Source organism: Halorubrum sp. ARQ200, assembly GCF_005435115.1.
GTDB classification, from domain to species: domain Archaea; phylum Halobacteriota; class Halobacteria; order Halobacteriales; family Haloferacaceae; genus Halorubrum; species Halorubrum tropicale.
The window spans coordinates 99,178-112,303 of sequence record NZ_SGTZ01000002.1 but is presented as its reverse complement, the minus strand read 5'-3'; the positions used below and the strand labels follow the sequence as shown (position 1 = coordinate 112,303).

At 71.2% G+C, this 13,126-nt stretch carries 13 protein-coding genes; 5 read left to right on the top strand and 8 right to left on the bottom strand.

Going from position 1 to position 13,126, the window contains the following annotated elements; translation table 11 throughout:
- Window positions 1-2: 2 nt before the first annotated feature.
- Window positions 3-1,901, bottom strand: coding sequence for a prolyl oligopeptidase family serine peptidase (locus EXE50_RS03815; RefSeq protein WP_137704407.1), 1,899 nt, complete (start codon window positions 1,899-1,901; stop codon window positions 3-5).
- Window positions 1,902-1,984: 83 nt separating this feature from the next.
- Window positions 1,985-2,131: a hypothetical protein gene (locus tag EXE50_RS17635; RefSeq protein ID WP_233561732.1), complete on the bottom strand. Its 147-nt coding sequence runs from the start codon at window positions 2,129-2,131 to the stop codon at window positions 1,985-1,987.
- Window positions 2,132-2,194: 63 nt separating this feature from the next.
- Between EXE50_RS17635 and EXE50_RS17630 the strand changes: the two genes are divergently transcribed.
- The 5 genes from EXE50_RS17630 (at window position 2,195) to EXE50_RS03790 (ending at window position 6,279) form a co-directional block, all read left to right on the top strand.
- Window positions 2,195-2,356 carry a hypothetical protein gene (locus EXE50_RS17630; RefSeq protein ID WP_240471177.1) on the top strand — a complete coding sequence of 54 codons (162 nt, stop codon included), beginning with the start codon at window positions 2,195-2,197 and terminating at the stop codon, window positions 2,354-2,356.
- Between the two features lie 83 nt (window positions 2,357-2,439).
- Window positions 2,440-4,047: a cryptochrome/deoxyribodipyrimidine photo-lyase family protein gene (locus EXE50_RS03805; protein WP_137704406.1), complete on the top strand. Its 1,608-nt coding sequence runs from the start codon at window positions 2,440-2,442 to the stop codon at window positions 4,045-4,047.
- A 75-nt stretch (window positions 4,048-4,122) separates the two neighbouring features.
- Window positions 4,123-4,356 (top strand): DUF2892 domain-containing protein, encoded by a 234-nt coding sequence (locus EXE50_RS03800; protein WP_053772665.1) that lies wholly within the window; start codon window positions 4,123-4,125, stop codon window positions 4,354-4,356.
- 178 nt (window positions 4,357-4,534) lie between these two features.
- Window positions 4,535-5,767 (top strand): FAD-dependent oxidoreductase, encoded by a 1,233-nt coding sequence (locus EXE50_RS03795; protein ID WP_137704405.1) that lies wholly within the window; start codon window positions 4,535-4,537, stop codon window positions 5,765-5,767.
- A 104-nt stretch (window positions 5,768-5,871) separates the two neighbouring features.
- Window positions 5,872-6,279 (top strand): MaoC family dehydratase, encoded by a 408-nt coding sequence (locus tag EXE50_RS03790; protein ID WP_053772663.1) that lies wholly within the window; start codon window positions 5,872-5,874, stop codon window positions 6,277-6,279.
- 24 nt (window positions 6,280-6,303) lie between these two features.
- Here the strand turns inward: EXE50_RS03790 and EXE50_RS03785 are convergent, their stop codons facing one another.
- The 6 genes from EXE50_RS03785 to EXE50_RS03760 form a co-directional block, all read right to left on the bottom strand.
- Window positions 6,304-7,365, bottom strand: coding sequence for a 3-oxoacyl-ACP synthase (locus EXE50_RS03785; protein ID WP_053772662.1), 1,062 nt, complete (start codon window positions 7,363-7,365; stop codon window positions 6,304-6,306).
- A 165-nt stretch (window positions 7,366-7,530) separates the two neighbouring features.
- Complete coding sequence (locus EXE50_RS03780; protein ID WP_137704404.1) at window positions 7,531-8,715, bottom strand: branched-chain amino acid ABC transporter permease; 1,185 nt, start codon at window positions 8,713-8,715, stop codon at window positions 7,531-7,533.
- 154 nt (window positions 8,716-8,869) lie between these two features.
- Window positions 8,870-9,922, bottom strand: a complete 1,053-nt coding sequence (locus tag EXE50_RS03775; protein WP_053772660.1) for a branched-chain amino acid ABC transporter permease — start codon at window positions 9,920-9,922, stop codon at window positions 8,870-8,872.
- Complete coding sequence (locus EXE50_RS03770; protein ID WP_053772659.1) at window positions 9,919-10,617, bottom strand: ABC transporter ATP-binding protein; 699 nt, start codon at window positions 10,615-10,617, stop codon at window positions 9,919-9,921. The genes EXE50_RS03775 and EXE50_RS03770 overlap by 4 nt, the downstream gene beginning before the upstream one ends.
- Window positions 10,614-11,534 carry an ABC transporter ATP-binding protein gene (locus tag EXE50_RS03765; RefSeq protein ID WP_137704403.1) on the bottom strand — a complete coding sequence of 307 codons (921 nt, stop codon included), beginning with the start codon at window positions 11,532-11,534 and terminating at the stop codon, window positions 10,614-10,616. The genes EXE50_RS03770 and EXE50_RS03765 overlap by 4 nt, the downstream gene beginning before the upstream one ends.
- Window positions 11,534-12,967 carry an ABC transporter substrate-binding protein gene (locus EXE50_RS03760; protein ID WP_137704402.1) on the bottom strand — a complete coding sequence of 478 codons (1,434 nt, stop codon included), beginning with the start codon at window positions 12,965-12,967 and terminating at the stop codon, window positions 11,534-11,536. The genes EXE50_RS03765 and EXE50_RS03760 overlap by 1 nt, the downstream gene beginning before the upstream one ends.
- Window positions 12,968-13,126: the final 159 nt, after the last annotated feature.

Below are 13,126 nucleotides of genomic sequence, written 5' to 3'. Positions count from 1 at the left end.
CGTCAGTCGTCGAGCGACGCGACCGCGGTCCGCTCCGCACCGATCCGGCGGTCGAGGAAGTCGTCGAGCAGCTCCAGCGAGCGGATCTTCTGGTCGATGTCGCCCGAGCCGTGGCCCTCCTCGCCGAGCTCCTCGTACTCGTAGTCGTCGCCCTCCGCGAAGCCGGCCTCGTCGAGCGCGTCCCGGAGGATGCGCGCCTGCGAGACCGGCACCCGCGGGTCGTTGACGCCGTGGACGATCAGCAGCGGCGCGTCGACGTTCTCGACGTAGTTCACCGGGCTGCGCTCGCGGTATATCGCCTCGTTCTCGTCCGGCTCGCCGAGGTTCTTCACCATGAGCTCCGTCCGGAAGTGGGGCATGGTGTTCTCGTACATGTCGAACAGGTCGCTGACGCCGACCCACGTGATCCCGGCCGCGTACAGGTCCGGGTACTGGACCATCTGCCAGTTGGCGGAGTAGCCGCCGTAGGAGCCGCCGTAGACGGCGACGCGGTCCTCGTCGAGCCAGTCGTACTCGTCGAGGACGTACTCGGCGCCGGTCGCCACGTCGCCCTGCTCGGCGCCGCCCCAGTCGCCGTACAGCTCCTGGACGAACTCGCGCCCGCGTCCCGTGGAGCCGCGGTAGTTCACCTGGAGGACCGAGTAGCCGCGCGACAGCAGGAACTGGACGCGGTAGCTGAACCGCCGCATGTCGTGGTGTCGCGGCCCGCCGTGGGGGTTGACGATCAGCGGCGAGGGGCGTCGGCCGGAGTCGAACAGCAGCCCCTCGATCTCGAACTCCTCGTAGGGGTCGTGGTCGACCGCGCGCGCCGGCGTCTCGGGGACGCCGTCGGAGGCGAACGTCACCGTCTCCGGCTCGACGAAGTCGTCCGGGTCGAACGGGCCGTACTCCGCGTCGAACAGCGTCTCCGTCGCGTCCGCGTCGAGGTCGTAGGCGACCAGTTCCGGCCGCTTGCTCGACGTGGTCCGGTACGCGAGCAGGCGGTCGTCCGCGAGCCGGCCCTCGGCCACGCTCGCGACGCCCGCCGGGAAGTCTAGCTCGCGGCCCTCGCCGCTCTCGACGTCGTAGACGACCGGGACCGTCACGGCGCCGCGCGTCCGGCCCGCGACGAACCGGTCGCCGCCCTCGAGGAAGCGGCTCGGCGACTCCTCGAACTCGCCGTCGCCGAACCAGGTCACGTCCGCGTCGTCGACGCCGTCCGAGAGGTCGACGATCCCGGCCCGGCCGAGGTCTTCGCTGTTGTCGCTAATGAGGAGGCGATCGCCGTCCGGTCCCCAGTCGGTGGGCGCGGCCTCGGCGCCCACCTCGCCGACGTCGAGCTTGCGCGCGTCCGACCCGTCGGCGGCCGCCACGTACGTGTCGAGGTTCTCGTAGGTGTCCGTCTCGTTCGTCGTGAAAGCGATCCGGTCGCCCTCGGGAGAGAGCTCGCCGCCTCCGACGGCGCGCTCGTAGTCGGTGACCTTCTCCGTCTCGCCGCTCGGCACGTCGTGGCGGTAGAGGTTCATCTGCCCGTCGCGGCTGGAGCCGAGCAGGAGGGTCTCGCCGTCCTCGCCCACGTCGTGGAGGCGGATCTGGCCGTCCATCTCGACGACTGGCTCGCTGTCGCCGTCGAGCGACATCGCCCAGACGTCGTGCTGCTCGTCGCCCGCCTCGTCGCGGTGGTAGAAGAGGCGGTCGCCGCTGGGGTCCCACTCGAAGCCGGCGCGGACGGACCGGGGCACGTCGCCGTCGCTGAGCTGCTCTAAGGACCCGTCTGTCGGGTCACAGAGGTGAAGCTCGTTGCGGCCGGTCACGTCGTAGTAGAGGGCGACGGTCTCTCCGTCCGGGGACACGCGCGGACTCGCGATCGTTGGCAGCGAGGCGAGTTCGCGCAGTACGTCGGTCTCGTCTGAGTCTGACATCCGGATCATACCGGCGGCGGAAACGTCTTGAACGTTTCCCGGGTATCGGTGGGCGCGCGCAGCGCGGCGGTATCGGTGGATCGTCAGGCGGGCGCCGACTCGGTGACGCGCTCTAACTCGGCGATGCCGAGCGCCATCCCGAACACCATGAGGCCGACCGCCGCGACGCCGGCCGGAAGGGAGATCTCCGCAATCACGCTCGCGGTGAACGCTCCGATCCCGCCGCCCATGGCTCCCCGAAACCGCGCCAATCGACCCGGGTCACCCCGCGATGTTCGTCGCCATGTCTTCCGATGGGCGACGACGAGCGACGTCGTCGCCGCGTAGAGGGGAAATATCGCCGCGGTTACAAACGGGTCTCCGGGGAAGAAACGCGCGACGAGACCGGCGACGGCCAGTCCGACGACCAGGGCGACACCGTAGCGGAGGGCTCGGTTCACGGTCGTTTATTGTAGGTGTTTCCTAAATGTATTCTGTTGGGTTACCGGTGACGACCCGCCGACAGACCCTTGTCCGGACGCGCCGAACTCCGTGTGAAATGGGCTCGTTCGCGGACGCTCCGCTTCCCGTGGCTCCGGACGCCGAGGCGGTCCGCTCCCTCTCGCGGCCGGACGACGCCGACCCCGGAACCGTCGTCTGGCACCGCAGCGACCTGCGGATCGCGGACCATCCGGCGGTCGCGGCGGCCGCCGACGAGTCCGACCGAATCCTCCCGCTGTTCGTCTTCGACCCCGGGTTCCACGACGCGCGCGGCGCGGCCTGCGACGCGCGGATCGCGTTCCTCCACGACTGCCTGCGCGACCTCGACCGCCAGTACCGCGACGTCGACGGCGCCGGGCTGACGTACGCGCACGGCGACCCGATCGAGGTCCTCTCGCGGTTCGTCGACGCCGGCTGGGATGCCGTCGCGAGCGCGACGGCGACCGGCCGGTACGGACGTCGACGCGACGAGCGCGCCCGCGAGCGCCTCGGCGTCGAGTTCGTCGACGGCGACGGACTCGTCCGGGACGCCGACCGCCCGCGAGCGGACTGGAGCGACCGCGTCGAGGCGTGGCTCGCGGCGGAGCCGTTCGACTGGGACCCCCGGTCCGTCGCGGTCGAGCGCGTCGAGACGGGGATCACCCCCGAGCGAGTCGCCGACGCCTACGGGGTCGAGCTGACGAAGACGCGCGTGCCGACCGGGGGACGCGAGGCCGGCCGCGAGCGTCTCCACGCGTTCACGGAGGAGATCGCGGAGTACCCCGGCTCCATCTCCTCGCCGGTCGACGCCCGCGACGGGACGAGCGGCCTCTCCCCCTACCTGCGGTTCGGCTGCCTCTCCGTCCGCGAGGTCCACCGCCACGTCGACGAGCGCGCGCCGGACGGCCGCGGCAAGTCGATGTTCGTCTCTCGGCTGTACTGGAACCGCCACTACACGCAGAAGCTGCTCGACTGGCCGGGGTGGCTCGACCGCGCCGTCAACCCCGTGTACGAGGAGTTCAACCGCGACCGACACGACCCCGACCTCGTCGCGGCGTGGAAGGACGGCGAGACGGGGTTCCCGATGGTCGACGCGAGCATGCGCTGCCTGCGCGAGACCGGGTGGCTCAACTTCCGGATGCGGGCGCTCTGCGCCTCCGTCTACTTCCACATCCTCCAGCAGCCGTGGCGGATCGGCGCCGACCACTTCTACGAGCACCTGATCGACGGCGACCCCGCGATCAACTACACCCAGTGGCAGTCGCAGTGCGGACTGGTCGGCCGTCCCGGACTGCGATTGTACGATCCGCGCAAGCAGATCCGAGACCAAGACCCCGACGGGGAGTTCGTCTCGCGGTGGGTCCCGGAGCTCGCACCGCTCCCGGTCGCCCACCTCGACGCCCCCGAGAAGACGCCGCTTGCGGTCCAGCGCGAGGTCGGCGTCAGGATCGGCGAGACGTACCCGTACCCGGTGGTCGCCTACGAGGCGGCCCGCAGCGAGTTCCGCGAGCGCTACGGGGCCGCGTACCCCGCCGCGGCGGAGCGGCTCGGCGAGGAGGCGATAGCCCGGCGAGCGTCGCTCTCCGGCGGGATCGACGCCGCGGAGTCCATCGCGGCCGACCACGGGGAACCGGACGCGGACCCCGGGACCGGCTCCGCCCAGGCGGCCCTCGACGAGTTCGAGTGAGCGGTCGCGCCCCTGCTCGGCCGCGCTCGCGACACGGTGGAAAGGTTGATACGGTCGTGTGTCGTATTGTGCTGTATGGAACAAAACGTCGGTTCGACGGACAAGCTCGTCAGGACGGCCGTCGGCGCGGTCGTCGGTGCCGCCTCGATAGCGACGCTCGCGGGCGTCGGGCCGCTTCCGGCCCTCGCCGCGCCGGTGCTCGGCGTCGTCGCGCTCGCGATGCTCGCGACGGCGGCGACCGGCACCTGCGGGCTCTACGCCCTGCTCGGCGTCAGCACCTGTCCCGCGGACGGGCGGGCCTCCCGCTGAGCGGCGGCGGACCGACGTTCTGTTTTTCGGCGGCATGGCCCCGTAGGCACGGTATCACGCCGTTTCGGCGGAGGCCTCAAGTGGCCGCGAGCCGTATCGATATCGTGATCGACAGCCATCCGAGCCGAGGGCGTCTCGCGGCGGACCGTGGCGCGGATCCGAACGGGGTGAGCGCCGCGTGAGCGACGATCCGACGGTCCTCGTGATCGGCGGCGGCGCGACGGGGACGGGGATCGCCCGCGACCTCGCGGGGCGCGGCGTCGACGCCGCGCTCGTCGACCGCGGCGGGCTCGGCGGCGGCACCTCCGGGCGCTCGCACGGCCTCCTCCACAGCGGGGCCCGGTACGCCGAGGCCGACGCCGAGGGCGCCCGCGAGTGCATCGAGGAGAACCGGACGCTCCGGTCGATCGCCGGGGCCTGCGTCCGCGACACCGGCGGCCTGTTCGTCCGCCTCGCCGGCGACGACTCGGACTATCTGGAAGAGAAAATCGCCGCCTGCGAGGAGATCGGTATCGAGACCGAGCGGCTGGACGGCGACGCCGCCCGCGAGGCGGTTCCGGGCCTCGCGGGGGCGGTCGAGGAGGCGTTCCGCGTCCCCGACGGCGTCATCTACCCGTCGCGACTGGTTGCCGCCAACGCCGCCGACGCCGAGCGGCACGGGGCGACCGTCCGCCCGAACGCGCCCGTCGAGGACGTGACGGTCAGCGACGGCGCGGTCGAGTCGGTCCGCGTCGGCGGCGCGGTCGACGCGACGCTCTCGCCCGAGGTCGTCGTCAACGCCACCGGCGCGTGGGCGGACTCGATCGCGGAGATGGCCGGCGTCGAGGTCGGGATGGCGCCGAGCCGCGGCGTGATGGTTTCCGTGGAGTACGACGGGCTCGATCCCGTATTGAACCGGTGTCGGGACCCCGACGACGGCGACATCGTCGTGCCCCACGACGGCGAGGTCGTGCTGGGGACGACGAGCGTCCCCGTCTCCGACCCGGACGACTACGAGACCGCCGAGTGGGAAATCGAGCGCTCCGTCGAGGAGTGCGCCGCGATGCTCCCCGCGGTCGCCGACGCGCCGACCGTTCGGACCTGGTGGGGCGTCCGCCCCCTCTACGCGCCCGACGAGACGGGCTCTGACCGCCGCGGGATCTCCCGCGGGTTCACGCTGCTCGACCACGAGCGCGACGGCGCCGCCGGCCTCTACAGCGTCGTCGGAGGCAAGCTGACCACCTACCGGCAGATGGCCGAGACGACCGCCGACCGCGTCTGCGAGCGCCTCGGGGTCGACGCAACCTGCGAGACCGCCAGCGAGCCGCTCGCGCACGCCGACGACCCCGAGCGGCTGGACGAGCTGGTCGCCGAGTACGGCGGCGCGAACCCGACCGACGCCGACGTGGTCGGCGCGCCGACGGACGACTGAGCCGGACTAGGGATCCACCGCGGACACGTCCACGCGTCCCCGGCCCGACGCGGGGTTCGAGGCTGAACCACGGGATTGAGGCCCCGCCGGCGAGACCGATCGGTATGCCAGTCGCGACGGTCGGCGAGACGGCGACCAACGAGGTAACGGTGACCGAGGAGACGATCGAGGCGTTCGCGGAGCTCTCGGGCGACGAGAATCCGATCCACCTCGACGACGAGTACGCCGCCGAGACGATGTTCGGCGGCCGCGTCGCGCACGGAATTATCTCGGCCGCAGTCGTCTCCGGCGCGCTCGCGGGGCTCTCCGGCGACATCGTCTACCTCTCGCAGGAGCTGTCGTTCGAGAAGCCGGTGTTCCCCGGCGACACGGTCGCGGCGAGCGTCAGCGTCATCGACGACCTCGGCGGCGACCGCCTCGCGGTCGAGACGACCGCGACCGTCCCCGAGCGCGACGAGCGCGTCCTCTCCGGGGAGGCGGTAGTGCTGTCGGTGCCGCACAGCGACGAGTAGCGAGCCGCCGCGGCGGCCGGTCGGTTACCCCTGCCACCGGAGCACGGTCGCCGACCAGGTGTAGCCGGTGCCGGCCGCGAGCAGGCAGACGAGGTCGCCCGGTTCGAGCCGGCCCGTCTCGACGCCGGCCTCCAGCGCGAGCGCCTGATCGACGCTCTGGACGTGGCCGTACTCGTCGAGGTAGTAGCCGTCGCTCGCGGGGTCGAGCCCGAGCTCGTCGAGGACGCGCTCGTGGAACGACCGCTTCATGTGCGTCAGCGCGACGTAATCGAGGTCGCCGCGCTCGAACCCCGACCGCTCCAGGGCCGTGTCGGCGACGGAGAGGTACGCCGGCAGCGACACCGGACCGAGCCGCTCTTTCATGCCCTCGGGGTCGGGCACGTCGAGAGCGTGGAGCCCCTCGCGGACGGTCTCCTCGCTCGGCGGGCGCTTCGACCCGCCCGCCGGCATCACCACGTCGTCGGCGAACGAGCCGTCGGTCTCGGCCGCGCTGGCGCGGACGGTCGCCCGGGCGCGACCGCCGAACGGGTCGTCGTCGGTCGCCGCGTCGGATCCGTCGCCGTCGTCGCCCGCCTCGACGACGAGCGCGCTCGCGCCGCTGCCGAAGTTGAACATGAAGGAGCTGTCCTCGTTGCCGTAGTCGACGAGGTCCTCCTCGCGGCTGGCGGCGACGAGCAGCGCCGCGTCGATCGGTTCCGCCTCCAGCTGCGCGGTCACCTGTCGGAGCGCGATCGGTGCGCCCGCACACAGCGTGTAGCTCTCGGTCGCGTACGCGTTCGTCGCCCCGATCCGGTCGGTGATCGACGCCGCCGCCGACCAGACGACGTGGTCCTTGTACTCCGAGCCGTGGTAGACGACGACGTCGAGGTCGGTCGGGTCCACGCCCGCGTCCGCCAGCGCGGCCTCGGCCGCCTTCACCGACATGTCGGTCGCGTGGTCGCCGTCGGGCGGACAGACGCGCTTCTCGCGGACGCCCATCTTCTCGACGACGACCTCCTCCGGGATGCCGCTCTCGGCGGCGATCGCTTCGCCGGTAACGGTCTCGTCGGGGACGTAGGTCCCGAGTCCGGTGATCCCGACCGTCATGCGTCTCCTCCGTGCCGCGTTCGGTCCGTCTCGTCGCGCTCCGTCCGGTCCGTTCCGTCGTGTCGCGTGGGTTCGATCATGTGTCGTGTGAGAGTCGCGGCCGGTCGCGGCGAGCGCGCGCGTCGGCGCGTGCCGCGGCGTCCGCGGAGCCGCGGGCCCGCGACGCTACCGGAGGTAGCGCCGCAGGTGGTCCGGGAGCCGCTTCCCGACGGTGCCGCCGAGCCGGTCGCGCAGGGTGCCGAGGATGCCGTTCGGGACGAACAGCACGAACAGCACGAAGACGATCCCGAGGTACAGCGGGGCGCGCCCGTCGACCGCGGTGTTGACGAACAGCTCCAGGCTGATCCCGAAGAGGTCGGCCTGGAGGACGCTCTCCGGGAGCCCCTCGCGGAGCAGCGTCGCGATCCCGCCGCTCTCGGTCGAGAGGACGTCCTCTAACCCCTGGTTGAACAGGGTCCCGTACACCGGGCCGGCGAGGGTGCCGAACCCGCCGACGATCGTCGTGATCAGCGCGTCGGCGGTGACGAGGAAGTAGAACGTCCCGTCGGGCGCGACCGACCGCGAGTAGGCGGCGAAGATCCCGCCCGCGATAGCCCCGAAGAAGCCGCTGACGGCGAACGCGGCCAGCTTGAACCGATAGGTCGCGTAGCCGACGGCGCGGGCCCGCTCCTCGTTCTCGCGGATCGCGATCATTACGCGCCCGAACGGCGAGTGGAGGATCCGCTGCATCGCGAAGTAGCAGACGACGACGACGATCCCGAGCGCGTAGTACGAGACCACCGTCGCCGAGAGGTCGAGCCCGAGCCCGAGCAGGTTCTCGAAGCTCTCGCCCGTGAGCCGCCCCACGTCGAGGCTCAGCGCGTCGACGAACGGGACGCCGATCGCGAGCGCGTCGCCGCTCACCGTCGCGCCCTCGGTCGGGTTCGTCGAGACGTATCCCCACGAGCGGATCAGCTCGTAGATCACCTGCGCGAACCCGAGCGTGATCATCGCGAAGTAGACGCCCGTGAGCCGGAACGACACCGACCCGATGACGAGCGCGAGCAGGCCGGCCAGCGCGGCGCCCAAGAGGAGCGTGATCATGAACGGGGTACCCTCGGGAACGCCCGGGACCTGTCCGTTCGCGGCGAGGACGACGAAGTACGCGCCCGTGCCGTAGAAGGCCGCGTGGCCGAACGAGAGGTAACCGGTGTAGCCGCTGACGAAGTCGAAGCTCATCGCGAACAGGCCCATGTACAGCACCACGACCATGAACGTGATCGCGGGGAGGAACGCCTCGGCGAACGGGGCCGCCGGCGTCGCGAGCAGCGCCTCGTAGGCCAGCGGGTACAGCAGGAACCCGACGATCACGGCCGCGTGGACGACGTGGTCGCGCAGGTACGCGCGAAGGCCGCCGGTCGCGGTCGACGGCGGAATCGGGTCCGTCTCGTCGACGGGCGCGTCCGATTCTGTCGGTGCGTCCGCGTCGACGGGCGCGTCCGCGTCGGCGGAGGGGTCGGGGTCGCTAATGGCCCCCCACCTCCTCGACGCCGTAGAGCCCCTGCGGGCGGATAATGAGCATCACCACGAGCAGGAGGAAGATGGTCACCTCGGAGAGGCCGGGGAAGGTCACGATCCCGGTGGTGAACAGCCACGTCGTCACCGAGTCGGCGACGCCGACGATGCCCGCGGCGACGAGCGTCCCCGTGAAGCTCCCCAGCCCGCCGATGATGACGACGACGAACGCGTACAGCAGCACGTCGATGCTCAGGAGGACGCTGGGGCCCCAGATCGGGTCCCACATCAGCAGCACGCCGCCGACCGCGGCGAGCCCGGTGCCGACGCCGAACACGACGGTGAACGCCTGCCGCACGTCGATGCCGAGCGCCTGGACCATCTCGGTGTCCTCGCTGCCGGCGCGGATGTAGAGCCCGTACAGCGTCTTCGTCAGGAACGCCCACACCGCGACCGCGACGACCGCGCCGATCGCGATCTCGAAGAGGTACAGCCGCCTGACGCCGACGCCGAACAGCTGGGTCCGGCCCAAGAGCACGTCCGGGGCGGTGGCCATCGGCGCCTGCCACTGCGGGTCCGGCTGGATCCCGCGGAGCGTTAAGACGATCCGGGCCAGCTCCTCGATGATGAGCGAGACGCCGAAGGTCAACAGGATCTGGTAGGTGGGCGTGCGGTCGTAGATCGGTCGGATCAGCGCGACCTCCATCGCGCTGCCGGCGGCGGTCGTGACCGCGAACACCAGCGCCAGCGCGACGAAGAAGACGAGTATCGTCGCGAGCGTCCCGGTGTTCGCGCCGACGACGAGCACGAGCACGAGGCCGCCGAGGTACGCGCCGACCATCGCGACCGCGCCGTGCGCGAAGTTGAGGACGCCCATCAGCCCGAAGACCAGGGTCAGCCCGACCGCGATGGTGAAGTACACCGCGCCCTTGCCGATCCCCTCGGCGAGCACGCGGGCGGCCGTCTGGAGGCCGTCGACCGCGCCGCCCGTCGCGAGCAGCGCGCCCGGGTCGAGCAGCGGCGCGAACTGCGAGAGCGCCGCCGCGAGCGTTCCGGGGGTCATGCGGTGAGGTACCTCCGGATTCGCTCGTCGTCGCTCGTGACGCCGGCGGTCTCGCCCTCCTCGACGACGACGCCGTGGTCGACGAGGTAGAACCGGTCGGCCAGGTCCATCGCCAGCCGGAAGTTCTGTTCGACGAGCACCATCGTCGTGTCGGCGGAAGCCGCGCGGAGCGCCTCGACGACGTCCTCGACGATCTGGGGCGCGAGCCCCTCGCTCGGCTCGTCGACGAGCAGCAGATCGTTGTCGCCGACCATGCCGCGGGCGATGGCGAGCATCTGCTGTTGCCCGCCGCTGAGGTCGCCCGCCTCCTTGTCGGCGAAGCGGTCGAGCGCCGGGAACAGCTCGTAGGCCTCCGCGATCCGAGCGCCCGGGTCGGCCGCCGAGTGCGCGGCGACGCGGAGGTTCTCCTCGACAGTGAGATGCGAGAACACGCGCCGCTCCTCCGGGACCCAGCCCATTCCCCGGGCGGCGATCTCGTGGGGCTCCATCCCCGTCACGTCCGTTCCGTCGAACCGGACCGTCCCCTCGCGGGGCGGCGTCAGCCCGAGCGCGGTGCGGAGCGTCGTCGTCTTCCCGACGCCGTTGCGCCCGACCAGCGCGACGATCTCGCCCTCCTCGACCGACAGCGAGAGCCCCTGGAGGATGTGGCTCTCGCCGTAGTACGTGTGGACGCCGTCGAGTTCGAGGGTCGTCACCGCGGCTCACCCCCGGCGCTCGCGCGGCGACCGCCGTCGGCCGCGGCGTCGCCGTCGCGGTCGGCGGTGCCGTCGCTCTCCTCGGTGTCGTCGCCGGTCCCCTCGCCGGCCGCCGAGTCGTCTCCGGCCCCCTCGCGGCCGTACCCGCCGAGGTACGCCTCCTGAACGGCCGGGTCACCGCGCACGTCTTCGGGTGGACCGTCGGCGATGAGCTCGCCGCGGTGGAGGACGGCGATCCGGTCGGAGATGTCCATCACCACCTCCATGTTGTGTTCGATGAGCATCACCGAGTGGTCCTCCGCCACGTCCTCGATCAGCCCGACGACCTCGTCGACGCCCTCGCTCGACACGCCGGCGGTCGGCTCGTCGAGCAGCAGGAGGTCGGGGTCGCCGGCGAGCGCGACGCCGATTTCCAGGCTGCGCTTCTCGCCGTGGCTCAGGTTCTCCGTGACGGTCTCCGCCTCGGCCGCCAGCCCGATCCGTTCGAGGATCGCGGTCGCCTCGGCGTAGTGTTCCTCGAAGTCGGCCACGTTGCGCCACAGCTTCCAGGAGTCGTTTCCGCGGCTCGCCTGCGCGGCGACGCGGACGTTCTCCAACACCGTCAGCGTCGGGAACAGGTTCGTGATCTGGTACGACCGGTGGATCCCCGCGAGCGCCGTCTCGTCCGGCGAGGCCGCGGTGATGTCGAGCGCCGAACCGCTTCCGTCCGTCCCCGCGGCGCCGCCCGGCGGGTCGAAGCGGATGCGTCCGTCGGAGGGCTCCAACACGCCCGTGAGCAGATTGAAGAACGTCGTCTTCCCCGCGCCGTTCGGGCCGATGATCGAGCAGAGCTCGCCGGCCTCCAGCGCGAAGTCGACGCCGTCGACGGCGGTGATGCCGCCGAAGCGCTTCGTGAGCCCCTCGGTCTCCAGCAGCATTACAGCGAGCAGCTGGCGTCCGATTCGGGGACCATCACGTCCTCGGCGTCGAGGCGTTCGAGCGGCTCGCCCGGCATGATGGGCGCGTCCCAGGTGCCGGCGTACTCGTCGCTGGTCGGGACCGGCCACGCGACCGTCATCTGCGAGGCCGCCTGGTTGTTGTGCTCCTGGAACGTGTACCCGTTCTCGCCCTTCGGCGTGTCCGTGACGGTCATCCCGCGCAGCGCGTCGGCGATGTCGGCGCCGTCGGTGGAGCCGGCCTCCGAGACGGCCTGCGAGAGCGCCGAGGCCGCGGTGAAAGTGCCGGAGCTGAACAGGTCGGGAACGATGCCGTACGCGTCGACGTGCATCTGCCGGAACTGCTCGTTGATCGAGTTGTCGTACTGGTTCCAGTGGTACCGGCTGGTGAACGGTCCGAGCCCGGCGTCTTTGACGTCCTGCGCGGTGAAGTCCTCGCCCAGCGCCGACTCGATGGTACCGCCGATGAGTTGCGTCGTCAGCAGGGCCGCGAACCCGCCGAACACCTGGACGTCGTAGGAGATGGCCGAGGTGAGGAACTGCGGCAGCGTCGACGCCGTGAAGCCGCCGACGACGCCCGACGCGCCGTCCGAGACCGCCTGCTCGAAGAGGCCGTCGAACTCGGAGTAGCCGACCTCGACGAACCGCGGCTCCAGCACGTCGACCCCTTGGCTCTCCAAGACCTGCGTGTAGTTGCTCGCGACGCTCTGCCCAAACGCGTTGTCGGACGCGAACACGGCGACCGTGTCGATGTCGAAGTTCTCCGCCACGTACGTCCCCCCGGCCCGCGCGTCCATCGCGGTGTGCTCGCTCGCGCGGAACGCGAGCGGGTGACAGAACTCGTCGCTCACGGTGATGCCGGCGTCGGCCGCGGGCCCGATCAGGTAGGGCACGTCCGTCTCGTCGACGACGGTGTCGATGAGCCGACGCGCGCTGTCGGAGGAGGTGCCCCCGAACAGGATGTCGACCTCTTCGTCCAAGACGAGGTCGGTCGCGACGCTCTGGGCCGTGTCCGGGCTGAACCCGGTGTCCTCGACGATTATCTCGTAGGTGGGGCCACCGTCGGGATCGACGGTGTACGTCCCCGGCGTCGCCTCCTGGATCGGGTCGAGGTCGTGCTTGTACGCCAGCCCGGAGTAGAACCCGCGGAGGCTGATCTGCCCGTAGTACTGGAGGTCGCCGGAGGTCGGCTGGAGCGCGCCGATCCGGACCGTCTCGCCGGAGAGGTCCCCGCCGCCGGCGCCGTCCCCGCCGCTGCCGCCGGAGCCGTCCCCGCCGTCCGACCCGTCCTCGCCGTCCGACCCGTCCCCGCCGTCTCCGCCCCCGGAACAGCCGGCCAGGCCGGTCAGTCCCGCCGCGCCGACCGCGGCGCCGGTTCCTCGCAGGTACGATCGCCGTGTGTGTTCGTCTCGCATACACTACCCGAGGACGACCACCATTATCAAGGGCCGAGTTAAGATGTTAACAGTCCTCTCGGATTCGACGGGCAACGCCGGGAAACCGGACTGAAACGGAGGTTTTTGAACGGAGACCGGACGGTCGCCCCCGCCGACCGCTCGCCTCGACGGGTCGCT

Excerpts from the sequence above, each read along its gene's own strand:
- EXE50_RS03760 (WP_137704402.1), bottom strand. The coding sequence starts at position 12,967 with ATGCGAGACGAACACACACGGCGATCGTACCTGCGAGGAACCGGCGCC.
- EXE50_RS03785 (WP_053772662.1), bottom strand. The coding sequence starts at position 7,365 with ATGACGGTCGGGATCACCGGACTCGGGACCTACGTCCCCGACGAGACC.
- EXE50_RS03790 (WP_053772663.1), top strand. The coding sequence starts at position 5,872 with ATGCCAGTCGCGACGGTCGGCGAGACGGCGACCAACGAGGTAACGGTG.
- EXE50_RS17635 (WP_233561732.1), bottom strand. The coding sequence starts at position 2,131 with ATGGGCGGCGGGATCGGAGCGTTCACCGCGAGCGTGATTGCGGAGATC.
- EXE50_RS03800 (WP_053772665.1), top strand. The coding sequence starts at position 4,123 with ATGGAACAAAACGTCGGTTCGACGGACAAGCTCGTCAGGACGGCCGTC.
- EXE50_RS03765 (WP_137704403.1), bottom strand. The coding sequence starts at position 11,534 with ATGCTGCTGGAGACCGAGGGGCTCACGAAGCGCTTCGGCGGCATCACC.
- EXE50_RS17630 (WP_240471177.1), top strand. The coding sequence starts at position 2,195 with ATGGGCGACGACGAGCGACGTCGTCGCCGCGTAGAGGGGAAATATCGC.
- EXE50_RS03805 (WP_137704406.1), top strand. The coding sequence starts at position 2,440 with ATGGGCTCGTTCGCGGACGCTCCGCTTCCCGTGGCTCCGGACGCCGAG.
- EXE50_RS03775 (WP_053772660.1), bottom strand. The coding sequence starts at position 9,922 with ATGACCCCCGGAACGCTCGCGGCGGCGCTCTCGCAGTTCGCGCCGCTG.
- EXE50_RS03815 (WP_137704407.1), bottom strand. The coding sequence starts at position 1,901 with ATGTCAGACTCAGACGAGACCGACGTACTGCGCGAACTCGCCTCGCTG.